Genomic DNA, 25,480 nt, shown 5'->3' on the forward strand with positions numbered 1-25,480 from the left:
TTCGTGCCGTGGTACCGGAAATGGCCTCCTACCGTGGTAGGAGACGGCCCACCTTCCGTCGGCGGATGGCGTGGGGCGCGTTCCTCCTTATCCTTGTCCGCATGGTGCTGGCCAGGGTCAAGGCGCGGATCGAGGAGTCGTGCGCCGAGATCGGCCTGCCGTATCCGTGGTGGATCCCGCTGTTCTCGACCTCCGCGACAGTGGTGATCACGATCGGCGCCCTCGTGCAGCGGCACGCCCTGTTCCCACCCACGCCCATGGCGCTGGGCGGGCTGGTGGCGATCGCGCCCTTGCTGTTGTGGGTGATCAGGCGCCGGATGATGCTGCCGCTGATCGAGGCGCTCATCGTCTCGGCCGCCGCGGCGATCCTGCTGCTCCAGCCCGCTTCGGTCGACTTCGCGCCGTTCCTGCTCATGGTGATGGTGGCCGAGATCGCGGCGGTGAGCCCGCTGTCGACCGCGTTCGCCGTGACCGCGCTCGGGGTCGTCATTCTCGTGGCCGCCACGGTGCACGGAACGTTGATCGGCTTGTCGCTTTACGTGGTCGGCCTCTTGCTCGGGCTGGTGGTCGGGATCGGGTTGCGCTGGCAGGCTCGCGCGCTGGAAGCGGAGCGCGCCAACCAGGACATCCGGCAGCAGCAGGCGGTTTCCGAGGAACGGCAGCACATCGCGCGTGAGGTGCACGACGTCATCGGGCATTCGCTGAGCATCACGCTCTTGCACGTCACCGGCGCCCGGCACGCGCTCCAGCACGACCGCGACATTGCCGAGGCCGTCGAGGCGCTGGAAGAAGCGGAGCGAGTGGGGCGGACGGCGATGGGCGACATCCGCCGCTCGGTCGGGCTGCTGGCAGACGGCCCGGCGGCGACCGCGCCGGTACCCGGCATCGAGGACGTCGCCACGCTCGTCGAGCGCACCCGTGCGGCCGGAGTCGATGTGCGCTACCGGCAGGCCGGCGATCTGTCCTTTGTGGACATGACGCACGGGCTGAGCCTGTACCGCATCGCGCAGGAGTCGCTGGCCAACATCGCCAAGCACGCGGCGACCGCGGCCGCCGAGGTACACCTGGACGCCGGGCCGGACGGAACGAGGCTGACCGTCCGCAACACGCTCCTGTCCCATCAGGCCGAGTACACGCCGGGGGCGGGGCTGAACAGCATGACGACACGGGCAGGCCAGCTCGGCGCCGTGCTGCACGCGGGTCCGCGCGGCGAGGATTGGGTCGTCGACGTGACCGTTCCGCTCGCCACCCCGCGGTCCGGCTGCCCGATCCGGCCGGTGGTGTCATGACCGAGACCTGTGCCGACGAGATCAGGGTGCTGCTCGTTGACGACCAGGACCTGATCCGGTCCGGCCTGCGCCGGATCCTGCGGCGCCGCGCCGGTTTCCTCGTCGTGGACGAATGTTCCGACGGCTCCGGGGTGATCCCGGCCGTGACCGCGAACGAGGTCGACGTCGTCGTGCTGGACCTGCGGATGAAGACGGTCGACGGGATCGAAGCGACCCGGCTCCTGCGGCAGCGCGGCGATCACCCGCCGGTACTCGCCCTGACCACATTCGACGACGACGAACTGCTTTCCGGCGCCCTGCACGCGGGCGCGGCGGGGTTCATCCTCAAGGACTCGCCCGCCGAGGACCTGATCCGCGCCGTGCGCACCGTCGCGGCCGGCGGCAGCTGGCTCGACCCGACGGTGACCGCGCGAGTGCTCGCCACCTACCGTCGCGCCCCCGACATCGCGCCGGCCGCCGCGCCCAAGGAGCTCACGGGCCGCGAGCACGACGTGTTGCGGGCGATCGGCCGTGGCCTCACCAACGCCGAAATCGCCGAGACGCTGTACATCTCGGAAGTGACGGTGAAAAGCCATGTCGGCCGGATCTTCGCGAAACTCGGCCTCCGCGACCGAGCGGCGGCGATCGTCTACGCCTTCGATCACGACATCGTGCAGCCCGGTGGGTGATCGGCGCAGGTGAATCCGAGGGCCTCCCTGTGAAGGCCCTCGGATCCCGTGATTCAGCTCCGCGGCGCGGGTTCGAAGAGGCTGAACGGCACGCCTTGGTCGTCGTGGCAGTGCGCGATCCGGCCGACGCCGGGCACGGGCTGCACTTCTTCGCTGGTGCCGCCCAGTTCGTGCACACGCTTGACGGCCGCGTCGACGTCGTCGGCGGCGAAATACACGCGCGGGTGCGTGAACCCGTCCCCGCCAGGCGCGATCGCGCCTGCCGGGCCGTTGTCGATGACGTGGTAGTTCTCGCTGAATTCGCTGGTGCTCCAGCCGAACAGGCCGCCGTAGAACGTGCGGGCCCTGGCGGTGTCGGCGGCGGGCAGTTCGAGCCAGTTGATCTCTCCGGACATTTCGCGATCCCTTTCGGTGGGGCGGTGCGGACATACCGGAGGACGAACGGCGGCCGTGGTTCTCGACAGCGTCAGGCGGCTCCGAGCGCGCGACTCCCGGCGTCGAAGCTGTGCAGCGCGGCGCCGACGGCCGCCGCCACCGTGATCTCGAAGATCTCGCCCTCGCCCAAGCCCGCGGTGACGAGGCGGCCGAGGTCGGCGTCGGTGATCTTGTACGACGCGTCGCGGACGGTGCTCGCGTAGGGGCCCCACGGTTCGGGAAGCGGGTCGCCCGCCGCGGCGGCGGCGCGCAGGGCGGGGTCGGTGATCGCGGGCGCCACCAGCACCGCGTGACGCAGGTTGGCCACCGCGTCACCGTGGTCGGTGAACTCGCCCTCGGCGAGCAGGAAAGCCGGGAAGCGGTAGCCGAACCGGTGCAGCGCACGGGTTCCGCTGTGCAGCTGGCCGTCACGGAGGACGAAACCGAACGCGTTGGCCAGGCGGTTGACGATGTTCCACACGAGGTTGACGCGGAGCGCTTCGGCGACCGCCTCCCCGGGCAGGTTCGCGATGTCGGTCGTTGCCACGTGGTCCGGGTTCCGGGTGACCTCGTCGAGGAACTCGCGGACCGCGCGCAGTTCGGACCTGGCCGAGGCGGGATCGTCGGGCGAGATTTCGCCGTTTCCCGCGATGCGCGTGAGTTCGGCGTGCGAGTCGATGCAGAACGGGCACCGGTGCAGTTGCGCCGTGCACATGGCGAGGTATTCGCGTTCCCCGGCTGTCCAGTACGACGGCCCGCGCATCGCGTCGGCTGTCAGGTCGAGCAGCGCGCGGGTGAGGAAACCCGGGCGGTACAACAACATCTTCACGATGTCCGGACTGTCCACACGCGACATCGTGGACGTCGCCGTCAGGAACAGCTTCGCGCGAAAACGCTGCCCGTCATCCAAAATAGACAGTCTCATCGGGACTCCTCGGCGTCGAGTCGGTGCAGGCGGCCGGCGAGGAACCGGCGGTCGGCGGGGTTCGTGGCGAGTTCGTGGGCACGCCGGTACGCCGCCGCGGCCTCGGCGTTGCGATCGAGGCGGCGCAACAGGTCGGCGCGCGCGGCGTGGAGGAGGTGGTAGCGGTCGAGCCCGTCGATCTCGTCGATGAGCGCCAGCCCCTCGTCCGGGGTGGTGGCCATGGCGACCGCGACGGCGTGGTTCAGCGCCACGACGGGCGACGGGGCCACCGCGAGCAGCTCGGCGTAGAGGGCCGCGATGCCTGCCCAGTCCGTGTGTTCGGCCGACACGGCTTGTGCATGCAGCGCGGCGATTCCGGCCTGTAGCTGGTACGGGCCCGGCCGCCCGACGCGCAGCGCCCGGTCCAGCACCCCGATCGCCTCGGCGATTTCGGCGCTGTCCCAACGAGAACGGTCCTGGTCGTCGAGGAGCACCACATCGCCGGACGCGTTGTAGCGCGCGGCGCTGCGCGAATCGTGCAGCAGCAACAACGCGACGAGCCCGAGTGCTTCGGGCTCGTCGGGCATCAGCGTGGCGATCAGCTTGCCGAGCCGGATGGCCTCCTGGCGCAACTCGGGTTGGTCGTGCGCGGCGGTGTAGCCACGCGTGAAGATCAGGTACACCACGGCGAGTACGCCGGAGAGCCGTTCGGGCAGGCGGTGGTCGGGCGGCACTTCCAGTGCGATACCGGCGTCGCGGATCTTCCGTTTCGCGCGCACCAGTCGTTGCGCCAGCGTCGCTTCGCTGACGAGGAACATCCCTGCGATCTGCCCCGCGGTCAGGCCGGCCACGGCCTGCAGGGTCAGCGCGACGCGTGCCTCCTCGGCCAGCGCTGGGTGGCAGCAGGTGAAGATCAGGCTCAGCCGTTCGTCGCCCATGCCGCGCAGGCTTTCTTCGCCGTAGTCCGTCATCGTCACCGCCTCCGGCGGCCCGCCGAGCCGGGCGAGTTTTTCCCGGCCGAGCCGGGCTCGGCGAAGCCGGTCGACAGCGCTGTTCCTGGCCGCGGTCAGCAGCCACGCCACCGGATCTTCCGGTGCTCCACCGGCCCAGCTGCGGAGCGCGCGGGCGCACGCGTCCTGCAGCGCGTCCTCCGCGAGCTCGAAGTCGCCGAGGACGCGGATCAGCGCGGCGAGCATCCGGGCGCGATGCTCCCCGTAAACCCGCTGCAGGAGCGGCGCGGGGTTCATCCGTCGGTGGCCGCCAGGCGCGACGGGCTGTGGGCGAGGCCCGGCACCCCGGCGATCGGCCGCACCTCGATCGAACCCTGTTCGGCCATCGGGCAGAGCGCGGCCAGTTCGAGCGCCTCGTCGAGATCGCGGCAGTCGAGGACATAGACGCCGCCGAGGTGCTCGTGGGTTTCGGCGAACGGGCCGTCCGTCACCAGCGTGCGGCCCTCGCGGACGCTGACCGTGGTGGCGGTGTGCTCGCCTTGCAGCGGATGACCGCTGACGAACGCGCCACGGCGGCGGCACTCGTCGGCGAAGGCGTTCACCCTGGCCAGCGCTTCGGGGAAGGCCGGATCATCCGGTTCCGGCCGTTGGCAGTCGAAGATCAGCAGCATGTACAGCACGGGTCCTCCAGGCATCGGACGTGGTCTCTCGAAGAGGAAGACGAACGAACCGACCGTAACTCGACAACCCGTTGTCCGCCGTACACCGGGATCGCCGGTTTTCGGTGGCGCGTCACCGGCTATCTTTGCGCCGATGGGGAAACGACGGCTGGCCGCGGCACTTTCCGCGCTGCTGCTGGTGACCGCCTGCGGGGCGGGCGCCGCGGCATCGCAGACCGAGGACGTCGTGCGCACCTCGGACGGCCTGGTGCGCGGCATCGTGGCCGGCGGGCACCGGTCGTTTTCCGGGATCCCGTACGCCGCGCCGCCGGTCGGTCAGCTCCGCTGGCGTGCGCCGCAGCCCGTCCAGCCGTGGGAAGGGGTTCTCGACGCCTCCCATCCCGCCGCCGCGTGCGCCCAGCCCGGGAAACCCACCAGCAGCGAGGACTGCCTGTACCTCAACGTCACCGCGCCCGAACATCCCGCCGCGAACCTGCCGGTCATGGTGTGGGTCCCCGGCGGCGGGTTCATCGAAGGCGCGGGCAGCGACTACGACCCGTCCGCGATGGCCACGCAGGGCAACGTCATCGTGGTGACGCTCAACTACCGGCTCGGCGCGCTCGGGTTCCTGCTCGCCGGTGACGATCCGGCGGCTGGCAACTTCGGGCTGGCCGACCAGCAGGCGGCGTTGCGCTGGGTCCGCGACAACATCGCCGCGTTCGGCGGAGACGCGGGCAACGTCACGCTCTTCGGGCAGTCCGCCGGCGCGTACAGCGTCTGCGGCCAGCTCACGTCGCCCGCCGCGAAAGGGCTGTTCGGCAAGGCGATCATCCAAAGTGGACCCTGCGGCAACTCGTTCATGACCGTCGACGACGCGCGAGCCCGTGCGGAGAAGGTCGAAGCCGAGCTCGGCTGCGCCGACGTGGCCTGTCTCCGCGCGAAGCCGGTAAGCGCTTTCACCGGACTCGACGACGCCGAGGTGTACAGCCCCACCGGCCGCCTCCAGGACATGGCATGGGGGCCGGTCGCGCAGACGGCGGTGGTGCCGCGGCAGCCGCTCGAAGCGCTCGAGAACGGTGCGGCGAAAGGCATCCCGCTGATCCAGGGCACCACGCGTGACGAGCTGCGCTCTTTCGTCGCGCTCGGCTATCCCGAGCCGGTGACGGCCGACGGGTACGTGGCCGCCGTGCGCCGGGTCTTCGGCGACCGGGCCGACGCGGTGCTCGCCGAGTATCCGGTCGACCGCTATCCGAGCCCGGGGATCGCACTGTCCACTGTGCTCGGTGACTGGGGCGAGAAGCTCGGCGCCTGCACGGCGTTGCCCGCCGACGACGCCGCCGCGCGCAGCACTCCCGTGTATGCCTACGAGTTCGCGCAGGACGACGGCAAGAGCCTCGCCGGGCTCCCGCTCGGCGCAACGCATTCCGCGGAGCTGCCCTATCTGTTCGGTTCCGGTGGGCAGCTCGGGCAGACGATGATTCGCTACTGGACCGATTTCGCCAAGACCGGTAACCCCGGCTGGCCCGCGTACCGGCAGGGCGGCCCGGTGCTGTCGATCTCCGCGGGCAAGATCGCCGAAACCGATTTCGCGGGCGGGCACCACTGCGGCTTCTGGCGGTGAATGTGCGGGACGGGTGTCCTGATAGCTAGGCTGACCGTCCGGACTACTTCTGGAAGGAAAGACCTTGCCCGTCACGCCGCCGAGTCACCGCGACCGGCTGTCGCCGAACCAGCTCGCCAAGCAGGAACAGATCGTCGAAGCCGCGCGCGCGGTGCTGGCGACCGAGGGCCTCGCCGGCTGCACGGCCCGCGCCATCGCCGACGCCAGCCCGCTCACCAAAAGCGCCATCCACTACTACTTCGCCGACATCGACCTGCTGATCGACCGCGCGATGGCCGGGCACGTCAACGCGTTCCTCGACCACCTCCGCGAGGTCGCGTCCCGGTACGAGGAACCGGCGCCACGGCTGTGGGCGGTGCTCGAGGCGTACCTCGACGTCTTCGCCAGCAACCCGAACTCGGCCTTCGTGTGGTTCGAGTACTGGGTGGCCGTCGGCAGGGCGGGGCACCCGCAGGCCGCGGAGGCGATGCTCCGCTCGATCACCGAGTTCCTCACCGACCTGCTCGCCGACCTCGGCATCGACGACCCGCGCGCCAGGGCGAGGGCACTGCAGTCGTACTTGCTCGGCGCCATCGTGCAGCAGCGTGTTCGGCGCCGCGCGTTCGCGACCCTGCGCGAGGAGATCGAGCTGCTCTGCCTGGCTTAGGGTGCGGAGCATGCCTCTGTACTCGTTCGAGGGCGTCAGCCCGACTGTGCACCCCGAAGCCTGGATCGCCCCCACCGCGACGCTGATCGGAGACGTCGTAGTCGAGAAGGGCGCCTCGGTCTGGTATGGCGCGGTCATCCGCGCGGACTACGGCCGGATCGTCATCGGTGAGGGCGCCAACATCCAGGACAACTCGGTGATCCACTCCGGCACGGAGCCCACCGAGATCGGCCGCAACGTGACCGTGGGCCATCTGTGCCTCGTGCACGACTGCACGGTCGGCGAGCAGGCGCTCATCGGCAACGGCTCGACGGTGCTGGACCGCTCGGACATCGGTGCGCGCGCGATGATCGCGGCCGGTTCCACCGTGACCCCGAACACCCAGGTGCCCGCCGAGCACATGGCGATGGGCAGCCCCGCGAAGAAGATCGTCCCGCTGTCCGATTCGGCCCGCGGCTGGGTGGACTACAACGCGGCCCTGTACCAGGAACTTTCCCAGCGGCACGCCAAGGGCACCAAACCCGTCGACTAGGATTGACCACGCCAAATGCGACTGGCGCCGTAGAGGTGGAGCACCACCGGGAAGCGACCGACGAGGCCGGCACCGCGCGCCTGGGTGTGGCCGGAGTCAGGAGTAGGGACATGACTCACCAGCCAGCCATTCCGACCCTCACCGCCGCCGATCCGCAGATCGCCGGGATCGTCGAGGACGAGGCGCGTCGCCAGGCCGAGAAGATCCGCCTGATCGCGTCGGAGAACTACGTGTCGCAGGCGGTGCTCGAAGCCACCGGCACGGTGCTCACCAACAAGTACTCCGAGGGCTACGCCGGCAAGCGCTACTACGAGGGCCAGCAGTTCATCGACCCGCTCGAGGAGCTGGCCATCGAGCGGGCCAAGGCGGTGTTCGGCGTTGACCACGCCAACGTGCAGCCCTACTCCGGTTCCCCGGCGAACCTCGCCGCGTACATGGCGGTCGTGAAGCCGGGTGACACGGTGCTCGGCATGGGCCTGCCCGCCGGCGGCCACCTGACGCACGGCGCGAGCGTCTCGGCCACCGGCAAGTGGTTCAACGCCGTGCACTACGGCGTGCGCAAGGAGACCGGCCGCATCGACTTCGACCAGGTCCGCGACCTGGCCAAGGAGCACCGGCCGAAGCTGATCATCGCCGGTGGCACGGCGATCCCGCGCACCATCGACTTCCCGGCCTTCGCCGAGATCGCCCGCGAGGTGGGCGCGGTGCTGGTCGCCGACATCGCGCACATCGCGGGCCTGATCGCCGGTGGCGCGCACCCGTCACCGGTCGGGCACGCCCAGATCATCACCACCACCACGCACAAGACCCTGCGCGGCCCGCGCGGCGCGATGATCCTGTCGGACGCCGAGCACGCCAAGGCCGTGGACAAGGCCGTGTTCCCCGGCCTGCAGGGTGGCCCGCACAACCACACGACGGCCGCCATCGCCGTCGCGCTGGGTGAGGCGAGCAAGCCGGAGTTCCGCGACTACGCGCACGCCATCGTCGCGAACGCCAAGGCGCTGGGTGACGCGCTCACCGCGCGCGGTTTCGACCTCGTCTCCGGCGGCACCGACAACCACCTGCTGCTGGTGGACCTGACCAGCAAGCAGATCGGCGGCAAGCCAGCCGCGAAGGCGCTGGACAAGGCCGGTATCGAGCTCAACTTCAACGCGGTCCCGTTCGACCCGCGCAAGCCGTTCGACCCCTCGGGCATCCGGCTGGGCACCGCGGCGATCACCACCCGCGGGCTGACCCCCGAGCACCAGCCGCAGATCGCCGAGTGGATGGACCGCACGATCGCCGCGGCCGCGAGCGAGGACGAGGCGGCGCTGGACAAGATCGCGGGCGAGGTGCGTGACCTGCTCACGGCGTACCCGATCCCGGGTTACCGCGCCTGACCTGACCGAACGACGAAGGCCCCCGGCTCAAGCCGAGCCGGGGGCCTTCGTGTGTGCTGAGGAATCAGTGCTCGCCGGCGTCGGCGGCTTCCTTGGCGAGGCGGTCCTTCTCACGCTCGTAGGAGCGCTTGATCTCGGCTTCGGCCTCGACGCGGCCGACCCAGTCCGAGCCCTCGACGCTCTTGGCGGGCTCGAGGTCCTTGTACACCTGGAAGAAGTGCTCGATCTCCAGCTTGTGGAACTCGTTCAGGTGGTGGATGTCGCGCAGGTGCTCCAGCCGCGGGTCGTCCGACGGCACGGCGAGCACCTTGTCGTCCGGGCCCTTCTCGTCGGTCATCCGGAACATGCCGATCGCGCGGCAGCGGATCAGGCAGCCGGGGAACGTCGGCTCCTGCACCAGCACCAGCACGTCCAGCGGGTCGCCGTCCTGGCCGAGGGTGTCGTCGATGAACCCGTAGTCGGCGGGGTACTGGGTGGCCGTGAACAGAGTGCGGTCCAGCCGGATACGCCCCGTCTTGTGGTCCACTTCGTACTTGTTGCGCTCCCCCTTGGGGATTTCGATGGTGGCGTCGAACTCCACGGCCGTCCTCGCTGAACTCGTCTTTTGAAGCCGCACTGGCGGCTTACGGTCTCACTAACTTGTCTTCACTAGTGTGGACCACGCGCCGTTGGGAAGTCGCACTGATGTTGTCTTGACGACAGTGAGTGTGTCCCCTCGGCTACCGGAGCGACGAGGAGGGGTGCGTGCCGCCGCACGAAGAGGAGCCGATGTGGCCGTCCGACGACTCGGACACCACCGGCGCGAAGGGCGACGGAAACGACAGTGCGTCGGGTCAGCTGCCGACTCCTCCGGAGGAGCAGCCCAAGCAGGCGTCCCTGGCCAACCAGGAGACGGTCTGGGTGCGGCACCCGAAGGGCGAAGGGGAGGCCTCGCCCGAACGCGAGGAGTCGCAGGCGTCCGAGCAGACGGTGAACGTCGAGGCGCGGCGACAGCCTTCTGAACAAACGGTGAACGTTCAGGCTTCGCAGCAGCAGACGCCCAAGCCGCCGCCCTCCGAGCAGACCGTGCACGTCCAGGCTCCGAAGCAACAGCAGCCGCCCTCCGAACAGACGGTGCACGTCCAGGCGCCTCGGCAACAACAGCCCAAGCCGCCGCCGTCCGAGCAGACCGTCCAGGTCCGGCGCCCGCCCCAACCGCCCGAGCCCTCGGCGGCCGAGCAGACGCAGATCGTGCCCCTGCAGCCGATCGCGCCCCCGCCGCAGCAGCAGTACCAGCAACAGCAACAAATGCCGTGGCAGAACACGCCGCCGCCGCAGCCGATCCCGCCGGCCGGAAACATGGTCGCGCAGCCGATGCGGATCGAGCCTTCCGGCGAGGTCCACCCCGTCGAGGCACCGAGCGAGGAGCAGCCCCCGCCGGAGGCGCCGGACGCTCCGCCCAAGACCGGGCGCAAACGACGTGGCCTTGTCTTCGGCGGTGTCGCGGTGGTGCTGGTGATCGCCGTCGGGGTCGCGCTGGCCGTGCCGTACGTGTCCAACAGGCTCGGGCTGCCCTGGGCGCCGAACGTGCCCAAGGGCGACGAGCCCGAACCCGCCGCGGTCACGCTCTCGCTGCAGCCGCCCAGCGATTCGGCGCCGACGCCGAGCAGTTCGGGGGTGAACTCGGCGCTTTCCGGCCCGGCGAGCAACCCGGCGCTCGGCACGGTCGCCGGAACGGTGATCGACCCGGCGACGGGAAGCACGCTGTGGAACCACAATGCGACCCAGCTGCTCACCCCGGCCTCGGCGACGAAGCTGCTCATCTCCGCCGCCGCGCTGCTCAAGCTGGACCACGCGATGCAGCTGACGACGAAGGTCGTGCAGGGCGCTTCGCCGGACACCGCGATCATCGTCGCGGGCGGTGACCCGACGCTGTCCTCGCTGCCCGCGGGCAAGGACTCGGTGTACCCGGGCGCGGCCCACCTCGACGACCTCGTCGCGCAGGTCAAGGCGGCCAGCGGTGGGAAGATCACGAAGGTCCAGATCGACCTGTCGATGTACACCGGCCCGACGTCCGCCCAGGGCTGGGCTCCGGACGACGCGCCGTCCATCTCCGCGGCGCCGGTTGTCCCGGCGATGCTCGACGGTGGCCGTCAGGACCCGACAGTGGACTACTCGATGCGTTCGGCCAACCCGGCGCTGAGCCTGCTGCAGGAGTTCTCGTCGCGGCTCGGCGCTTCGGTCGCCCCGACCACCACGGCCACCGCCACGCAGGGCGCGAAGGTGCTCGGCGAGGTCAAGTCGGCCCCGCTCACCGAGCTGATCAACAACCTGCTCAGCATCTCCGACGACAACCTCGCGGAGGCCGTTGCGCGGCAGCTCGCGATCGGTGCCGGTGCGCCAGCCTCGTTCGAGGGTGGCGCGCAGACCGCGCTGAACGTGTTGGCGCAGAACGGTTTCGACACCTCCGGCGCGGTGCTCAACGACGGCAGCGGACTGTCCACTTTGAACAAGGTGTCGCCGAAGCTGCTCGCGCAGCTGCTGTCGGTGGCGGCCGCGCCGACCGGTAAGGACCCGCGCACGGAGAAGCTGCGCCCGTTGCTGGAAGGCCTCCCTGTCGCGGGCGGCAGCGGCACGCTGTCCGACCGGTTCGACGCCCCGAACGCGAAGGACGGGCGTGGCTGGGTGCGCGCCAAGACGGGCACGCTTTCCGGCGTGAACACGTTGGCCGGGGTGGTGCTCGACAAGGACGGGCGGGTGCTCGTGTTCGCGGTGATGTCCAACGGTTCCGACGCGAACAGCGCGCGCCCGGCGCTCGACGCCGTCGCCGCCACGCTACGTGGCTGCGGATGTGGTTGACGCCAGGTAGCTTCGAAGAGGTGAGCACTGTGAGCGCGGAGAAAACCCGTCCCGTCGTCGATTGGTCGCTCGCCGCTTCGACGGGCGCGTTCCTGGTGCGCGGCGGCCCTGCCGTTCCCAAGGAGGAGGCGCAGCTCGCCGTCACCGAGCTGCGTGAGCTCACGGTCGACGCGGAGGCGCACGTCCGCGAGCTGACCGGCCTCGGCGCCGGGCTGCCGCTGTTGCCGGGCGAGGTCGTGGACCGGCCCGGCTGGGTCCGTTCCGCCGCCGCGGGGCTGGATGCGTTGACTGCCAAGGCTTTGCGCACACTTCCCAGCAACCCGCTCAGCCCGGTGCTGGCAGGCGGCGCGGGCGTGCAGACCGGCGTGGTGCTCGCCTTCCTGGCCTCGCGCGTGCTCGGGCAGTACGACCCGTTCGGCGGGGGCGAAGGAAGACTCGTGCTCGTCGCGCCGAACGTGGTCACCGCGCAGCGCGCGATGGACGTGGACGGCCGGGACTTCCGGATGTGGGTCTGCCTGCACGAGAGCACCCACCGCCTGCAGTTCACCGCGGTGGACTGGCTGCGCGACTACTTCGCCGACGAGGTGGAGCGGCTGGTCAGCGGCCTCGCCGACGACGAGGACGGCATTACCGACCTGTTCGGCAGGTTGCCGGAGGCGTTCCGCGAAGCCAAGCGCAACAAGGCGGACGGCGTGCTCGCGCTCGGCCAGCTGCTGCGTTCCCCGAAGCAGCGCGAGGTCTTCGACAAGCTGCTGGCGCTGTCCACGTTGCTCGAGGGCCACGCCGATTACGTGATGGACGCCGTCGGGCCCGCTGTGGTCCCTTCGGTCGAGACGATCCGCGCCCGGTTCACCGCGCGCCGCGAGGGCGGCGGGCTGCTGGACAGGGTGCTGCGCGCGCTGCTCGGCATCGACGCGAAGATCCGCCAGTACGCGCAGGGCTCGGCGTTCACCACCAGGGTCGTGGAGCGGGTCGGTATGCCGGGGTTCAATGCCGTGTGGACGTCGCCGAACACCCTGCCGAGCCGGGCGGAGATCGCGGACCCGGACGCCTGGGTCCGCCGCGTGCACGGGTGAGCCTGGAGCTGGTGCGCCGCGCGGTCCGGCGGTTCCTGGCCGGGCAGCCCCGCCAGGATTTCGCGGTCGCCGTCTCCGGCGGTGCCGATTCGCTCGCGCTCGCCGAGGCTTCTGCTTACGCCGCAAGGAAAACGGGCGTCCGCGTGCGCGCGCTCGTCGTCGACCACGGGCTGCAGGACGGCTCCGCCGAGGTCGCCGCCGAAGCCGCGGAAAAGGCGCGCGGGCTCGGCGTCGACGAAGCGGAGGTGCTGGCCGTAGAGGTCACCGGCTCCGGCGGGATGGAGGCCGCGGCGCGGCGCGCGCGGTACGCGGCGCTGTCCCGTTCGGGCAGCGGTCTGGTCCTGCTCGGGCACACTCGCGACGACCAGGCGGAGACGGTGCTGCTCGGCCTCGGTCGTGGTTCCGGGCCGCGGTCGATCGCCGGGATGAAGCCGCTGGACCCGCCGTGGGGGCGGCCGTTGCTGGATGTCCCGCGTTCGGCCACCAGGCAGGCGTGCGTCGAGCTGGGCGTGCGCCCATGGGAGGACCCGCACAACGCCGACCCCCGGTTCCGGCGCAGCCGGCTGCGGGCGGAAGTGTTGCCGTTGCTGGAAGACGTGCTGTCGGGCGGCGTCGCCGCCGCACTGGCGCGCACGGCGGCGCAGGTTCGCGAAGACCTCGAAACGCTCGACGCGCTCGCAGCGGAATTACGCGGCGAAGGGGACACGCTCGACGCGAAGGCGTTGGCGGATGTGCCCGCGGCGTTGCGCCGCAGGGTGCTTCGCAGCTGGCTGCTGGACGCCGGCGCGTGTGATCTCACTGACGCGCATCTGCGTTCGGTGGACGATCTCGTCGGGAAATGGCGCGGTCAGGGTGGTGTCTGGCTGCCGGGCAGCTTGGTGGTCGAGCGGTCGCATGGCAGGCTGGCCATGAGTCGTCGCGAGCGGCGCGAAGCCCGCGGCGAATGAGTGTGTCCCGGCCTAGAGGGGAATGACCGTGTACGAAGGCGAGATCGCCTCCGTGCTCGTTACCGAGCAGCAGATCCAAGACAAGATCACCGAACTCGCCAAGCAGATCGCGGCGGACTACGAGAAGGAAGGTGTCGCCGGAGATCTCCTCCTCGTCGGGGTGCTCAAGGGCGCGGTCATGTTCATGACCGATTTCGCCCGTGCCCTGCCGATGCCGGCGCAGCTGGAGTTCATGGCCGTGTCGTCCTACGGTTCGGCCACCTCGTCTTCGGGCGTCGTGCGCATCCTCAAAGACCTCGACCGCGACATCGCGGGCAAGCACGTGCTGATCGTCGAGGACATCGTCGACTCCGGGCTCACGCTTTCCTGGCTGCTGAAGAACCTCGCGAGCCGGAACCCGGCCTCGCTCGAGGTGTGCTCGCTGCTGCGCAAGCCGGAGGCGGTCAAGGTGGACGTCCCGGTCCGGTATGTCGGGTTCGACATCCCCAACGAGTTCGTCGTGGGGTACGGGCTCGACTACGCGGAGCGTTACCGCGACCTGCCGTACATCGGGACACTCGACCCCAAGGTGTACGGGTCCTGACGGATCCGGAAATTGCGGAACCCGGTGTCCCGAGAAGGCGTCATAGAGCACGTCCGAGTGCGTTAACCTAAGCGAACGAGGGTAGCCGCGCCGCCACGCACGGCATCGACTTGGGGCAGGAGAATACCGATGGGGAACACGGATGCCGCCGCGTTCAAGAACGCGGCGGTGAACGGCCAGCTCGGCGTCGACCCCGACGCCGCGCAGAACGTGCTCAAGAAGATCCGCACGGGCAAGGACTCGGTGGAGAACCTGCTGCGCAACGCGGGCTCGCTGGCCGAGGCGCCCAAGCTCGGCGCGAACCCGGTCGGCGACGCCATCGCGGCGAAGTTCTCCCAGCGCGCGGACGGTGGCGGCGACTCCTACGCGCAGGCGCTGCAGAACCTCTACGGCCAGTACCAGCAGGCCGAGGACGCGATCGTCGCGGCGATGAGCCACTACCACCAGATCGAGCAGGACGCCTCGGACGCGCTGTCCGGCCGGGCCTGAGCAACCAGGGGGGCATGAGCAGTCATGGGTAACCAGAGCGAGTCGCCGCAGAGCGCTCCGTCCAGCGTGCGGCTCGGTGACAACGGTGAGTCTGCGGCCATCGTGCAGCAGGCCCGCAACTCCGCCGGCGGCTTCGACTACGGGTCCGACCGCGCCATCGCCAGCCCGCCGAACTGGGCCTCGCAGGAGAGCACCCAGCTCTACCAGGGCGCCACGGTGAACAACGACCCGGCGACGGCGGAGGCCACCGGCCAGCTGTGGGGCAGCCACGGGGACGAGCTGCACCAGGCTGCCAACGACCTGTACAACGCGGTCAGCGAACTGGGCAACGCCTGGGTCGGCAAGGGTGCCTCTTCCGCGCAGGGCGCGCTGGTGGGCATCGCGAACTCCAGCCAGCAGGCCGGGGACGCGGCGCACACCATGTCGAGCCGGATGGCGCAGCAGGCCGTGGCGGCGGCCGAGGTCAAGAAGATGCCGCAGCCCAAGGAGTTCGACCCCGCCAAGCAGACGGCGGCGATGCTCGCCGGCGGCCCGGCCGCGATGGTCACGGACATGAAGCAGCAGTCCGATGAGGCCAAGGCGGTGCACGCCCAGCAGGTCCAGTACTTCAACGCCTATACGCAGGCGATGTCCGACGTGGACGACTCCACGCCGAGCTTCGGCCCGGAGTCGCTCGGCCTGCCCGCGGACGGCAGCATCGGCTCCACCAAGGCGTCGTCGGTCGGCGCGAACACCGGCGGGACGGTCGGCGTGCTCGGTGGTGTCTCCGGCGGTCCGGCGCTGGGCGCGAACGGCGGAGCCGACGGCTTCGGCGGCGGCAACCGGTCCCAGCTCGGCCAGATCGGCGAAGCCGGTCAGGTCGGCGCTCCGGGTGCGCAAGGTGCTCCCGCTGCTCCGCCCGCTCCGGCGGCGGGCACGGCCGCGCCCGCGTCCACCGGTGCCAGCGCGGTGCCGACGTCTTCCTCGGGTGGCGGCGGTTCCAGTGCCGCGCTCGCCGCGGGCCTCGGCCTGGCCGGTGGCGGCCTCGGCGTCGGCGGGCTCAAGGCGGCGCTCGGCCGTGGCAGCAAGTCCGGCGCGAAGAAGGACGGCGACAGCACGGCCGCGGCCAGCACCGACGGTGCCGAGCAGCAGGGCCACGGCGCCGCGCAGAACCAGGGCGTGATGTCGGCCAACGGCACCATCGGCGGCTCGAACACCACGGCCGCCACCCCGGGCATGGGCGGTATGGGTGCCGGTGGCGCGCACGGCGGCGAGGAGGATCAGGAGCACAACCGTGCGTCCTTCCTCATCGAGGCCGACCCGGACGAAGCGTTCGGCGCCAACGTGGCCACCGCGCCGCCGGTCATCGGGGCCTGGTCGGACGAAGACGAAGACTGAGTCGCAGGTGCAGGAGAGCCGGGAGCGCTTGCTCCCGGCTCTCGTCCGGCCTCCGGGGTTAGGGGACAGTAGTGACACGAGCGGAGCTGCTCACTCCGCTGGAGCTGGACTTTCTGTGGGAGTCGTTCGGGCAGGGTGAGCTGCCCTACCCGCTGGAGGTCCGTTCCCACGGGGCGACCCTCGACGAACGCGCGCACCTGCGCGGGCAGGTGCTGAACGAGCTGGGCAGGCGTGGCGTCGTGGACGGCCGCGGCCGCCCGGAGCCACACGTCGAGGAGTTCTTCGAGATCCTCAGTGGCGCCGAGGTCAGCCTCGACTCGGTGCACATCGCCGCCCCCAGCACGCCTCCGCTGCTCGCGGTGTGCGCCGCGCTGGGCGGGCAGGCCGTGCTCACGGTGCACGACGAGCGCGGGTTCCACTTCCACCCGGTCCCGGCCGACGGGCTGGCCAGCGCGATGGTCTCGCTGATGCCCGCGGCGCCGCGCGGCTCGGAGAAGTCGATCACGGTGCCGCTGGAGCAGCTGCTCACCGGTACCGGCGCGGACTTCCTCCAGCGCCGGGTGCCCGACGCCGACGGCAAGATCAGCGCGGACGCCGACCGCAAGGCGCTCGCGAGGCTGCAGGCGCAGCCGCGCCTGCGTGGCGGACAGATCGGCGCGAACGCTCGCGGCCGCTCTGGCGGCAAGGTGCGCACACCGGTGCTGAGCTGGTTCGACACCGACGCCGGCCGGTACTTCACCCAGGCCAGTCGCGGGCACGACGGACGTGACTGGATCACCATCGCACCGGCGGACGCGGCGTCGCTGCGCGCACGGCTCAATGAGATGCTTTCCGGTGCCGCCAGCACGAGCATGGCACCGGGAGGAGCATGGTGACCCGGCCTGAGTTCTTCACGCCGTTGACGTTCGACTTCGTGTGGGAGTCGATGGAGCTCGGCGAGCTGCCCTATCCGCTTCGGGTGCGTTCGCACGGCGCCACCGTGGACGAGCGCGCGGCGCTGCGGCAGCGGGCGCACAACGAGCTCAAGGCGCGCGGCCTGCGTGATCACTTCGGCAGGCTGGAGCCGCACGTCGAGGACTGGTTCGGCCTGCTGGCCCGGCCGACGCTGAGCATCGACGCGCTGCACATCCCGGAGTTCCAGCACCCGCCGGTCGGCATCCTCGCCGCCTCCGACGGGCAGCAGGGCGTACTCGCGATCCAGGACGCGGACGGCATCTGGATCCGGCCCACCTTCGCCGAAGGCCTCGCCTCCGCCGTGGTGGAACTGCTGCCGCCGAGCAGCCGCGGCACCGAGCCTTCCGTCACGTTGCCGGTGGAAGAGGCCATGCGCATCCCGCCGAGCCGGGTGACGGTGCCCGTCGGCGGTGGCGAAGCGCCGGCGAAATCCGCGAAGTCCGGTGGCCGGCGCCGGCAGGCGCTCAGCGAGCAGGCGGCCGACCCGCGTGAAACGTATGCCCGGATTTCCGGCCAGCCCCGGCTGCGCGGAGGTCAGCTTGCAGCGAACACGCGGAGCGAGATCAACGGCCGCCGCCGTTCGCCCGTGCTCGCCTGGTTCGACACCTCCACCGGCCGCTACCTCAGCCTTTCCCGGGCAGGCACGGACGGGCGCGAATGGGTGACGGTGTCCGGGGCGGACGCGAAGACGCTGCGGAGCAGGCTGGGCGAGATGGTCGCCGGACTCGGGGGCTGATCCCGGGAACACCGGACCTTGATCGGCCGTTGACCAGCCGGAGACTCGTGCAGGTGTCCACGTCGGCCGGACTGTACCCTGGTTGGACGGGTGTCCCTAGTACACCGTCAGTCGTTGTTACACCGTGACGGCGGATGTCACCATCTACCGCCTAACCAGGGAGGGTCAAGGCCAGCACGGCCGAGGCATATGGACCGGAAGCGCCTGCTCAGGAACCCACTGCTGTGGATCGTCGCGGTTGTGCTGCTCTTCTTGGCGTACAACACCATCTTCGACAGCGACCGCGGCTACACCCAGGTCCCGACTTCACAGGCGATCGCGCAGATCAGCGCGAACAACGTGAAGGAAGCGAACCTCGAGGACAAGGAGCAGCAGCTCAAGCTGTCGCTCAACAACAAGATCGACGTCGACGGCCAGCAGGTCGACCAGATCATCACGCCGTACCCGGCGGACGCCACGGCGGACATCTACAACCAGCTGATCAAGGCGCCGAACGTCAAGTTCACGACGTCGGTCACGCAGCAGTCCTGGCTCCAGTCGGTGCTCGTCTACCTCATCCCGCTGGGCATCCTGCTCCTGTTGTTGATGTGGATGATGAACAACGCGCAGGGCGGCGGCAACCGGGTCCTCAACTTCGGCAAGTCCAAGGCGAAACAGCTCAACAAGGACATGCCGAAGACCACCTTCGGCGATGTCGCGGGCGCCGACGAAGCGGTCGAAGAGCTGTACGAGATCAAGGACTTCCTGCAGAACCCGGCCCGCTACCAGGCGCTGGGCGCGAAGATCCCGAAGGGCGTGCTGCTCTACGGCCCGCCCGGTACCGGTAAGACGCTGCTCGCGCGAGCCGTCGCCGGTGAGGCCGGGGTGCCGTTCTACACGATCTCCGGTTCCGACTTCGTCGAGATGTTCGTCGGTGTCGGTGCCTCCCGTGTGCGTGACCTCTTCGAGCAGGCCAAGCAGAACGCGCCGTGCATCATCTTCGTCGACGAGATCGACGCGGTCGGCCGTCAGCGTGGCGCCGGCCTCGGCGGTGGGCACGACGAGCGCGAGCAGACGCTGAACCAGCTGCTGGTCGAGATGGACGGGTTCGACTCCCGCGGCGGGATCATCCTGATCGCGGCCACGAACCGGCCCGACATCCTGGACCCGGCGCTGCTGCGCCCCGGCCGGTTCGACCGGCAGATCCCGGTGTCCGCGCCCGACCTGATGGGCCGCCGCGCGATCCTGCAGGTGCACTCGAAGGGCAAGCCCCTTGCGCAGAACGTCGACCTGGACGCGCTGGCCAAGCGCACCGTGGGCATGTCCGGCGCCGACCTGGCGAACGTGATCAACGAGGCCGCGCTGCTGACCGCCCGCGAGAACGGGCACGTGATCAACGATCACGCGCTTGAGGAGTCGGTCGACCGCGTGATCGGCGGCCCGGCGCGCAAGAGCCGGATCATTTCCGAGAAGGAGAAGAAGATCACCGCCTACCACGAGGGCGGGCACGCGCTGGCCGCGTGGGCGATGCCGGACCTGGAGCCGGTGTACAAGCTCACGATCCTGCCGCGCGGGCGCACCGGCGGGCACGCGCTGATCGTCCCGGAGGACGACAAGCAGCTGATGACCCGGTCGGAGATGATCGCGAGGCTGGTGTTCGCGCTCGGCGGGCGCACCGCCGAGGAGCTCGTCTTCCACGAGCCGACCACCGGCGCCTCGTCCGACATCGAGCAGGCCACGAAGATCGCGAAGGCGATGGTCACCGAGTACGGCATGAGCGCCCGCCTCGGCGCCGTGAAGTACGGCCAGGAGCAGGGTGACCCGTTCCTCGGCCGGTCCGCGGGACGGCAAGCGGACTACTCGCTCGAGGTCGCGCACGAGATCGACGAAGAGGTGCGCAAACTCATCGAGACCGCGCACACGGAGGCGTACGAGGTCCTCAACACCTACCGGGATGTGCTCGACAACCTGGTGATGGAGGTCCTGGAGAAGGAAACCTTGCAGCGCAAGGACCTGGAGCGGATCTTCGCCTCGGTCGAGAAGCGCCCGCACATCACCGTGTTCAACGAGTTCGGCGAGCGGATCCCGTCGGACAAGCCGCCGATCAAGACCCCGGGCGAGCTGGCGATGGAGCGCGGTGAGCCGTGGCCCCCGCCGCAGGAGGAGAAGCCGGCCCGTCGTCCGGAGCCCACTCCGGTGGGTACCGCGCCGGGTGGTGGCGACCTGCCTGGCGGGCCGCCGTACGGCAACCAGCCGGAGCCGCCGTCGAACCCGTACGCTCCGCCGCCCTCGGGTGCTTACCCGCCCAACGGTGGTGGCCGTCCGTACGGTCCGAACGGCACCGGCCAGTGGCCGCAGCCTTCGGGTGGGCAGCAGTCCGGGCCGCCGCACTACGGCGCCCCTCCTGGATGGACCCCGGCCACCCAGCCGGGCAACCAGCCGTGGCGTCCGCCCGCCGACGAATGGCGTCAGGGCAACGGCCCCGGCACCGGCGGCGACGAGCAGCAGCGCCCTGGTTGGTTCGGTGGATCCGGTGAAGGTGGTCAGCACCGCCAGGACCCGGACGACCAGGACGGCCAAAATCGACAGTGAGCTGACGGCGTGGACGGGCCGGCGATGAGCGGCGGCCTGCCCACGCCGGGCCGCTGTGCGGTGATGGGCGTTCTCAACGTCACCCCGGATTCCTTTTCGGACGGTGGCAGGTACTTCGATCTGGATGCCGCGCTGGCGCACGCGCACGAGATGTGGGAGCGCGGCGCGGATGTCATCGACGTGGGCGGTGAATCCACCCGCCCCGGGGCCGCGAGGGTGGACGCGCAGACGGAGATCGACCGCGTGCTGCCGGTGGTGAGCGCGCTCGCGTCCGATGGTCTGTGTCTTTCCGTGGACACCACGCGGGCTGCCGTGGCTGAGGCCGCGCTCGACGCGGGCGCGAAGATCATCAACGATGTTTCGGGCGGTCTCGCCGATCCGGCCATGGCGAAGGTCGCGGCCAGCACAGGCGTTCCGTGGGTGCTGATGCACTGGCGCGGGCACAGCAAGGACATGAACGCGTTGGCCAGCTACGAAAACGTGGTCGCCGATGTGCGCGCGGAGCTCACCGAGCGGGTCGACGCGGCGCTCGCCGCCGGAGTGGCGGAGTCGAGCATCGTCATCGATCCGGGGCTGGGCTTCGCGAAGCGCGCCGAGCACGACTGGGCGTTGCTGCACGGTCTTGGCGAGTTCGTGGGGATGGGGTTCCCGGTGCTCGTCGGCGCTTCGCGAAAGCGCTTTCTCGGCCGTTTGCTGGCCGACGAGAATGGTGATCCGAGGCCGCCCTCCGGCCGGGAAGTGGCCACGGCCGCGGTCTCGGTGCTGGCCGCCGCGAACGGTGCCTGGGGAGTGCGGGTGCATTCCGTCGGGGCGTCGCTGGACGCGGTCACGGTCGCGGCTGCTTGGCAGCGTGGGCATGGCTGACCGGATCACCCTGACCGGGCTGCGGGTTTTCGGGCGGCACGGGGTTTTCGAGCACGAGAAGCGGGATGGGCAGGAGTTCGTCGTCGACATCACGGCCTGGCTGGATCTCACCAAGGCGGCGGAGACGGACGAGCTGAAGCAGACCTTGCACTACGGCGAACTGGCCGAGCTCGCGGCCGGCATCGTCGGCGGCGAGCCTTATGACCTGATCGAGAGCGTCGCGGGGAAGATCGCCGGTGAGGTCATGCGGGACGAGCGGTTGAGCGCGGTGGAGGTGACGGTGCACAAACCGTCCGCCCCGATCCCCCTCACCTTCGACGACGTGGCTGTCACGGTCCGGCGGGAACGGTGAGCCGCGCGGTGCTTTCCCTGGGGTCGAACCTCGGGGACAGGTTGGGGCATCTGCAATCCGTGCTCGACGGGCTGGGCCGTGCCGTGCTGGCAGTGTCCACTGTGTACGAAACCGAGCCGTGGGGCGTGACGGATCAGCCGGATTTCCTCAACGCGGTGTGCATTGTGGACGATCCGGCCCGGGACCACTGGGCTTGGCTGCGCGCCGGGCAGGAGCTGGAGCAGGCGGCGGGCCGGGTGCGCGAGGTGCGCTGGGGCCCGCGCACGCTCGATGTCGATGTGGTCACCGTGGACGGCGTGACTTCGGACGATCCGGAGCTGCTCCTGCCGCACCCGGGCACGCCGGAGCGGTCGAGCGTCCTGGTGCCCTGGCTGGAGATCGAGCCGGAGGCGGTGCTTCCAGGACACGGCTCGGTGCGGAGCCTGCTGATGGCACGTCCGGTGGAAGATCGCGACTCGGTGCACCCACGCCCGGACCTGCGCCTGTTCCGCAAGGGCTAGGCGGGTTCGGAGGGGCCGGTCTCTGAAGGGTCGGCGGCTTCGGGCGGCGCAACCGATTCCGAGGGGGCAGGCGGTTTCGGAGGGCAAACCAGTTCTGGAGGGCTACACGGTTCCGGGGCGGCCAGGTGCTTCGGTGGGCCAGCGGTGCCGAGGGCAGGTGGGATCCGGACGTAACCGTTCGGAAGGGCTCGGCGGTGCCGAGAGCAGGCGGATCCGGACGTAACCGTTTGGAAGGGCTCGGCGGTGCCGAGGGCAGGCGGTTCCGGAGGCAACCGTTTCGAAAGGCTCGGCGGTGCCGAGAGCAGGCGGTCCCGGAGGCGCAACCGCTTCGAAGGGCTCGGCGGTGCCGAGGGCAGGCGGCTTCGGGAGGCAACCGTTTGGAAGGGCTCGGCGGTGCCGAGGGCAGGCGGCTTCGGGAGGCAACCGTTTGGAAGGGCTCGGCGGTTCCGGCGGCAGGCGGTCCCGGAAGCGCAACCGCTTCGAAGGGCTCGGCGGTGCCGAGGGCAGGCGGATCCGGAGGCAACCGCTTCGAAGGGCTCGGCGGTGCCGAGGGCAGGCGGATCCGGAGGCAACCGCTTCGAAGGGCTCGGCGGTGCCGAGGGCAGGCGGCTTCGGGAGGCGCAGGCGTTTCAAAGGGCCGGGCCGTTCCCAGAAGGCCTAAGCCGTCCCGAAAGGCCTAAGCGGTTTCGGTGCGCTGGAAGCCGTAGGCGCGCTCGACCTTTGCCACCCGCACATGGGCAAAGGGTTTCTGCGGGCGAACAGAACCAGACCCCCAGCTCAGCCCCGTGCAACCTTCGCAGCAGCCGTCGAATCGCGTTCTACCAGGGGGGCCTCCAGCAGCACCGTCTCCCGGGGCCGGGTGTGGTCCGCGATCCGGCGCAGCAACAGGTTCACGCCCGCGGACCCCACTTCATCCGCGGGCAGCTGGATCGTGCTCAGGCTCGGCTCCAGATACGCGGCGAAGGGGTGGTCGCCATACCCGAGAATCCGCACGTCTCCCGGCACGCTCAGCCCGCATTCCCGCACCGCGCGATAAACACCGAGCGCGAAATAGTCATTGCCGGTGACGATCAGCTCCGGGTGGTTCTCCCGCGTCAGTACCCCCGCCGCCAGCCGGTACGCGTCATCCGGGCGCCACGGCAGACTGGCGCCCGCCGTCCGGCGGGTGGGGACCTTCAGTACCAGCGAACGCTCCGGATCCCCGATCGCACGGTGGAAACCGGCGATCCGCGCCGTCACGGTGCTGATCTCCAGATCCTCCTCGAACAGCCACGCCCGCCGCGTGCCGCTGCCCACCCGGCGCACCGCGTCGGTGATCGCCCGCTCCACGTCGAGGCCCACGAAGTCCAGCCCCAGCGCGGGAATGTCGCGGCTCAGCAGCACCGCCGGGATCCCCGCATCCGCGAGCTGCTCCCAGCCCGCGCCGCGTTGCTGGATCGGCACCCCGAGGACGCCGTCCACGCCGTAGCGCAACAGCTCCTGCAGGGCCCGCTCCTCGTTGTCCTCCGACTCCTCGGTGACGAGCAGCAACACCGAGTACCCCTCGGCCCGGCACTGCCGCTCCACCGCCGAGATCAGCGCCGCGTAGAAGGGGTTCGACGGGTTCGTGATCACCAGGCCGACCACCATCGTGGTGCCCGAGACCAGGGAACGGGCATGGCTGTTCGGCACGTACCCCAGCCGGCGGGCCTCGGCGACGATCCGTTCCCTCGTGGCCTCACTGACCTGGTCCTTGCCCGCCAGCGCGCGGGACACCGTGTTCGCCGAGAGGCCGACGCGGTCCGCGACATCCCGCAACGTGACCCGCTGGTTCCGCGACACCCGTCGGCCCCTCCCGTCTCAGCCCTTGCCCACCAGGTAGATCCGCACCTTCGCGACCGCGCCGGGGGCCACTTCGCAGCTCAGCCGCAGCCACTGCCCGAACCCGGTCACCGGCCAGCTGGTCAGCCCGGCCGCGTCCACCCGGTGCCGATTATCGTCGAGCGGGCACCAGTGCAGCCCGTCAGGGGAGATCTCGGTGCGGAACTCCACCGAACCGGTCAGCTCCAGTGCCTGCACGAAGAACCGGGCTTCGCCCGCCCACGGGAGTTCGTACGGTTCGGTGCGGAAATCCTCGCGCACCACCGTGTTGCGTTCCAGTACCGCGGTCATCGTCGAGCGCATCGGCCTCACCAGTCCACCGAGATCAGCACCGAGTCCAGGAACAGGAAGTTCCGGATCGCCGCGTGCGTGCGTACCGAGAAATAGAAGTTGAGCAGGTTGTCCAGGGTCGAGTACCGGTCCGGGTACACCGGCACCGGCACGTCCCGCATGTCGACCACCCTGTCGTTGAGCTGGAACTCCACATTGGACCGGGTCGCGGTGTCGATCTCCCAGCGCAGGTAGTGCCAGTTGATCTTCGTGGGCACCTCGTTGACGCACAGCTCCTGCGGGTCCGTCAGATACCGCCAGTCGTCCGGGTCGGGCGCGGTGAAGTCGGCCGCGTACGGCAGCGCGAACCTGCCCTCCTGGTGATCACGCGGCGTCGGCTCCGGCACCACCGGGTACATCCACTGCCTGGTGAGCTCACCGTCGAGGTTGGTGTTCTGGTAGCGCAGCACGTTGTGGTAGCGGATCCCGTTGTCCGCGCAGATGTCGGTGGCCACCGTGAAGGCACCGAACTGAGACTCCGCCGGATGCCGGTTGCCGTCCCAGTCCACAGTGGACGGAAGCTCGGCGCCGACGACGGCCTCTGCCTTGAAGGCGAAGTACGTCTCGATGCGCACGCGGCCCCGGCCGGCCATCGTCAGCCGCCGGATGCCGGTGGCGGTGTGCCCCTTGTGCGGCCGCGTCGCCAGTTTCAGCGCGTAGTCCCCGCTCAGCGTGCCGTGCGTGCCGACGTCGAAGAACGAGCACGAGGACAGCTGTGGCGGCCGGAAGTCCCGCATGTGGTCGTCGACGGTGTCCAGGTCGCCGCGTCCGTCGTAGTTGCCGATCAGCTCGGTCCACCCGTGGGTGGTCGAGGAGAACCGGTCGAAGCACAGGATGCGGTCCAGTGGATTGAACTTCGCCAGCGCGGGATCGCCGGGCGGCCGGATGGCCGTCGTGCTCATCGCCTCGTCCTCTCCAGATTAACGTTCATGTTGGTGACG

Annotated in this window: 26 protein-coding genes and 1 riboswitch; of the genes, 18 read left to right on the forward strand and 8 right to left on the reverse strand. The window is 70.1% G+C overall.

The genetic code is table 11. From position 1 onward, the window contains the following. Positions 1-101: 101 nt before the first annotated feature. Together FPZ12_RS30840 and FPZ12_RS30845 are read left to right on the forward strand one after the other, a co-directional pair. Positions 102-1,289, forward strand: coding sequence for a sensor histidine kinase (locus FPZ12_RS30840; protein ID WP_243770111.1), 1,188 nt, complete (start codon positions 102-104; stop codon positions 1,287-1,289). Next, positions 1,286-1,957: a response regulator gene (locus FPZ12_RS30845; protein ID WP_144749225.1), complete on the forward strand. Its 672-nt coding sequence runs from the start codon at positions 1,286-1,288 to the stop codon at positions 1,955-1,957. The genes FPZ12_RS30840 and FPZ12_RS30845 overlap by 4 nt, the downstream gene beginning before the upstream one ends. A gap of 53 nt (positions 1,958-2,010) precedes the next feature. Here the strand turns inward: FPZ12_RS30845 and FPZ12_RS30850 are convergent, their stop codons facing one another. The 4 genes from FPZ12_RS30850 to FPZ12_RS30865 all read right to left on the reverse strand — a co-directional run bounded on the left by FPZ12_RS30850 (position 2,011) and on the right by FPZ12_RS30865 (position 4,920). Beyond that, positions 2,011-2,352 (reverse strand): VOC family protein, encoded by a 342-nt coding sequence (locus tag FPZ12_RS30850; RefSeq protein ID WP_144749226.1) that lies wholly within the window; start codon positions 2,350-2,352, stop codon positions 2,011-2,013. Positions 2,353-2,423: 71 nt separating this feature from the next. Further along, a complete protein-coding gene (locus tag FPZ12_RS30855) occupies positions 2,424-3,296 on the reverse strand; it encodes a carboxymuconolactone decarboxylase family protein (RefSeq protein ID WP_144749227.1) in 873 nt (290 codons plus the stop codon). Then, a complete protein-coding gene (locus FPZ12_RS30860) occupies positions 3,293-4,522 on the reverse strand; it encodes an RNA polymerase sigma factor (RefSeq protein ID WP_144749228.1) in 1,230 nt (409 codons plus the stop codon). Before FPZ12_RS30860 ends, FPZ12_RS30855 begins: the two co-directional genes overlap by 4 nt. Then, positions 4,519-4,920: a YciI family protein gene (locus FPZ12_RS30865; RefSeq protein WP_424923656.1), complete on the reverse strand. Its 402-nt coding sequence runs from the start codon at positions 4,918-4,920 to the stop codon at positions 4,519-4,521. The genes FPZ12_RS30860 and FPZ12_RS30865 overlap by 4 nt, the downstream gene beginning before the upstream one ends. Before the next feature lie 118 nt (positions 4,921-5,038). Between FPZ12_RS30865 and FPZ12_RS30870 the strand changes: the two genes are divergently transcribed. From FPZ12_RS30870 to FPZ12_RS30885, 4 genes are all read left to right on the forward strand, one after another. Further along, a complete protein-coding gene (locus FPZ12_RS30870) occupies positions 5,039-6,505 on the forward strand; it encodes a carboxylesterase/lipase family protein (RefSeq protein WP_144749229.1) in 1,467 nt (488 codons plus the stop codon). 64 nt (positions 6,506-6,569) lie between these two features. After that, a complete protein-coding gene (locus tag FPZ12_RS30875) occupies positions 6,570-7,151 on the forward strand; it encodes a TetR/AcrR family transcriptional regulator (RefSeq protein ID WP_144749230.1) in 582 nt (193 codons plus the stop codon). A 10-nt stretch (positions 7,152-7,161) separates the two neighbouring features. Continuing rightward, positions 7,162-7,683 carry a gamma carbonic anhydrase family protein gene (locus FPZ12_RS30880; RefSeq protein WP_144749231.1) on the forward strand — a complete coding sequence of 174 codons (522 nt, stop codon included), beginning with the start codon at positions 7,162-7,164 and terminating at the stop codon, positions 7,681-7,683. 7 nt (positions 7,684-7,690) lie between these two features. Then, a riboswitch (ZMP/ZTP riboswitch) is annotated at positions 7,691-7,776 on the forward strand. A 17-nt stretch (positions 7,777-7,793) separates the two neighbouring features. Continuing rightward, on the forward strand, positions 7,794-9,062 hold the full coding sequence (locus tag FPZ12_RS30885; RefSeq protein WP_144749232.1) for a serine hydroxymethyltransferase: 1,269 nt from the start codon (positions 7,794-7,796) through the stop codon (positions 9,060-9,062). 64 nt (positions 9,063-9,126) lie between these two features. On the opposite strand, the gene FPZ12_RS30890 is transcribed toward FPZ12_RS30885, so the two are convergent. Further along, positions 9,127-9,642, reverse strand: coding sequence for an inorganic diphosphatase (locus FPZ12_RS30890; RefSeq protein WP_144749233.1), 516 nt, complete (start codon positions 9,640-9,642; stop codon positions 9,127-9,129). A 164-nt stretch (positions 9,643-9,806) separates the two neighbouring features. Between FPZ12_RS30890 and dacB the strand changes: the two genes are divergently transcribed. The 12 genes from dacB (at position 9,807) to folK (ending at position 22,349) form a co-directional block, all read left to right on the forward strand. Beyond that, a complete protein-coding gene (dacB, locus tag FPZ12_RS30895; RefSeq protein ID WP_341771241.1) occupies positions 9,807-11,900 on the forward strand; it encodes a D-alanyl-D-alanine carboxypeptidase/D-alanyl-D-alanine endopeptidase in 2,094 nt (697 codons plus the stop codon). 20 nt (positions 11,901-11,920) lie between these two features. Further along, positions 11,921-12,976 carry a zinc-dependent metalloprotease gene (locus FPZ12_RS30900; RefSeq protein ID WP_424923657.1) on the forward strand — a complete coding sequence of 352 codons (1,056 nt, stop codon included), beginning with the start codon at positions 11,921-11,923 and terminating at the stop codon, positions 12,974-12,976. Further along, complete coding sequence (gene tilS, locus FPZ12_RS30905) at positions 12,973-13,923, forward strand: tRNA lysidine(34) synthetase TilS (RefSeq protein ID WP_424923658.1); 951 nt, start codon at positions 12,973-12,975, stop codon at positions 13,921-13,923. The genes FPZ12_RS30900 and tilS overlap by 4 nt, the downstream gene beginning before the upstream one ends. 28 nt (positions 13,924-13,951) lie before the next feature. Further along, complete coding sequence (gene hpt / locus FPZ12_RS30910; RefSeq protein ID WP_144749257.1) at positions 13,952-14,506, forward strand: hypoxanthine phosphoribosyltransferase; 555 nt, start codon at positions 13,952-13,954, stop codon at positions 14,504-14,506. Positions 14,507-14,635: 129 nt separating this feature from the next. Further along, on the forward strand, positions 14,636-14,995 hold the full coding sequence (locus tag FPZ12_RS30915) for a hypothetical protein (RefSeq protein WP_144749235.1): 360 nt from the start codon (positions 14,636-14,638) through the stop codon (positions 14,993-14,995). Between the two features lie 24 nt (positions 14,996-15,019). Then, a complete protein-coding gene (locus FPZ12_RS30920) occupies positions 15,020-16,372 on the forward strand; it encodes a hypothetical protein (RefSeq protein ID WP_144749236.1) in 1,353 nt (450 codons plus the stop codon). Positions 16,373-16,443: 71 nt separating this feature from the next. Further along, on the forward strand, positions 16,444-17,247 hold the full coding sequence (locus tag FPZ12_RS30925; RefSeq protein ID WP_144749237.1) for an ESX secretion-associated protein EspG: 804 nt from the start codon (positions 16,444-16,446) through the stop codon (positions 17,245-17,247). After that, entirely contained in the window at positions 17,241-18,062 is an 822-nt protein-coding gene (locus FPZ12_RS30930) for an ESX secretion-associated protein EspG (RefSeq protein ID WP_166462967.1), read from the forward strand. The genes FPZ12_RS30925 and FPZ12_RS30930 overlap by 7 nt, the downstream gene beginning before the upstream one ends. Positions 18,063-18,251: 189 nt before the next feature. Then, complete coding sequence (gene ftsH / locus FPZ12_RS30935; protein ID WP_144749238.1) at positions 18,252-20,633, forward strand: ATP-dependent zinc metalloprotease FtsH; 2,382 nt, start codon at positions 18,252-18,254, stop codon at positions 20,631-20,633. A gap of 24 nt (positions 20,634-20,657) precedes the next feature. Next, positions 20,658-21,497, forward strand: coding sequence for a dihydropteroate synthase (folP, locus tag FPZ12_RS30940; protein WP_144749259.1), 840 nt, complete (start codon positions 20,658-20,660; stop codon positions 21,495-21,497). Beyond that, positions 21,490-21,849 carry a dihydroneopterin aldolase gene (gene folB / locus FPZ12_RS30945; protein WP_144749239.1) on the forward strand — a complete coding sequence of 120 codons (360 nt, stop codon included), beginning with the start codon at positions 21,490-21,492 and terminating at the stop codon, positions 21,847-21,849. The genes folP and folB overlap by 8 nt, the downstream gene beginning before the upstream one ends. Further along, complete coding sequence (folK, locus tag FPZ12_RS30950; protein ID WP_144749240.1) at positions 21,846-22,349, forward strand: 2-amino-4-hydroxy-6-hydroxymethyldihydropteridine diphosphokinase; 504 nt, start codon at positions 21,846-21,848, stop codon at positions 22,347-22,349. Before folB ends, folK begins: the two co-directional genes overlap by 4 nt. Before the next feature lie 777 nt (positions 22,350-23,126). Here folK and FPZ12_RS30955 read toward each other — a convergent pair. The 3 genes from FPZ12_RS30955 to FPZ12_RS30965 are packed head-to-tail and all read right to left on the reverse strand — an operon-like array spanning position 23,127 to position 25,441. Further along, the gene (locus FPZ12_RS30955) at positions 23,127-24,170 is read right to left on the reverse strand and encodes a LacI family DNA-binding transcriptional regulator (protein ID WP_144749241.1); all 1,044 of its coding nucleotides are present in this window, start codon (positions 24,168-24,170) and stop codon (positions 23,127-23,129) included. A gap of 18 nt (positions 24,171-24,188) precedes the next feature. After that, a complete protein-coding gene (locus tag FPZ12_RS30960) occupies positions 24,189-24,512 on the reverse strand; it encodes a hypothetical protein (RefSeq protein ID WP_144749242.1) in 324 nt (107 codons plus the stop codon). Between the two features lie 5 nt (positions 24,513-24,517). Next, positions 24,518-25,441 carry a DUF6772 family protein gene (locus FPZ12_RS30965; RefSeq protein ID WP_144749243.1) on the reverse strand — a complete coding sequence of 308 codons (924 nt, stop codon included), beginning with the start codon at positions 25,439-25,441 and terminating at the stop codon, positions 24,518-24,520. Positions 25,442-25,480: the final 39 nt, after the last annotated feature.

Origin of the sequence: Amycolatopsis acidicola (assembly GCF_007713735.2) — a bacterium.
Lineage (GTDB): Bacteria > Actinomycetota > Actinomycetes > Mycobacteriales > Pseudonocardiaceae > Amycolatopsis_E > Amycolatopsis_E acidicola.

What these genes read in the sequence shown, in the direction of transcription:
- FPZ12_RS30915 (WP_144749235.1), top strand. Translation starts at nt 14,636, where the DNA reads ATGGGGAACACGGATGCCGCCGCGTTCAAGAACGCGGCGGTGAACGGC.
- folP (WP_144749259.1), top strand. Translation starts at nt 20,658, where the DNA reads ATGAGCGGCGGCCTGCCCACGCCGGGCCGCTGTGCGGTGATGGGCGTT.
- FPZ12_RS30965 (WP_144749243.1), bottom strand. Translation starts at nt 25,441, where the DNA reads ATGAGCACGACGGCCATCCGGCCGCCCGGCGATCCCGCGCTGGCGAAG.
- FPZ12_RS30920 (WP_144749236.1), top strand. Translation starts at nt 15,020, where the DNA reads ATGGGTAACCAGAGCGAGTCGCCGCAGAGCGCTCCGTCCAGCGTGCGG.
- FPZ12_RS30865 (WP_424923656.1), bottom strand. Translation starts at nt 4,920, where the DNA reads ATGCCTGGAGGACCCGTGCTGTACATGCTGCTGATCTTCGACTGCCAA.
- FPZ12_RS30845 (WP_144749225.1), top strand. Translation starts at nt 1,286, where the DNA reads ATGACCGAGACCTGTGCCGACGAGATCAGGGTGCTGCTCGTTGACGAC.
- FPZ12_RS30880 (WP_144749231.1), top strand. Translation starts at nt 7,162, where the DNA reads ATGCCTCTGTACTCGTTCGAGGGCGTCAGCCCGACTGTGCACCCCGAA.
- folB (WP_144749239.1), top strand. Translation starts at nt 21,490, where the DNA reads ATGGCTGACCGGATCACCCTGACCGGGCTGCGGGTTTTCGGGCGGCAC.
- ftsH (WP_144749238.1), top strand. Translation starts at nt 18,252, where the DNA reads ATGGACCGGAAGCGCCTGCTCAGGAACCCACTGCTGTGGATCGTCGCG.
- FPZ12_RS30860 (WP_144749228.1), bottom strand. Translation starts at nt 4,522, where the DNA reads ATGAACCCCGCGCCGCTCCTGCAGCGGGTTTACGGGGAGCATCGCGCC.
- FPZ12_RS30960 (WP_144749242.1), bottom strand. Translation starts at nt 24,512, where the DNA reads ATGCGCTCGACGATGACCGCGGTACTGGAACGCAACACGGTGGTGCGC.
- FPZ12_RS30850 (WP_144749226.1), bottom strand. Translation starts at nt 2,352, where the DNA reads ATGTCCGGAGAGATCAACTGGCTCGAACTGCCCGCCGCCGACACCGCC.
- FPZ12_RS30885 (WP_144749232.1), top strand. Translation starts at nt 7,794, where the DNA reads ATGACTCACCAGCCAGCCATTCCGACCCTCACCGCCGCCGATCCGCAG.
- FPZ12_RS30930 (WP_166462967.1), top strand. Translation starts at nt 17,241, where the DNA reads ATGGTGACCCGGCCTGAGTTCTTCACGCCGTTGACGTTCGACTTCGTG.
- FPZ12_RS30840 (WP_243770111.1), top strand. Translation starts at nt 102, where the DNA reads ATGGTGCTGGCCAGGGTCAAGGCGCGGATCGAGGAGTCGTGCGCCGAG.
- FPZ12_RS30870 (WP_144749229.1), top strand. Translation starts at nt 5,039, where the DNA reads ATGGGGAAACGACGGCTGGCCGCGGCACTTTCCGCGCTGCTGCTGGTG.
- FPZ12_RS30855 (WP_144749227.1), bottom strand. Translation starts at nt 3,296, where the DNA reads ATGAGACTGTCTATTTTGGATGACGGGCAGCGTTTTCGCGCGAAGCTG.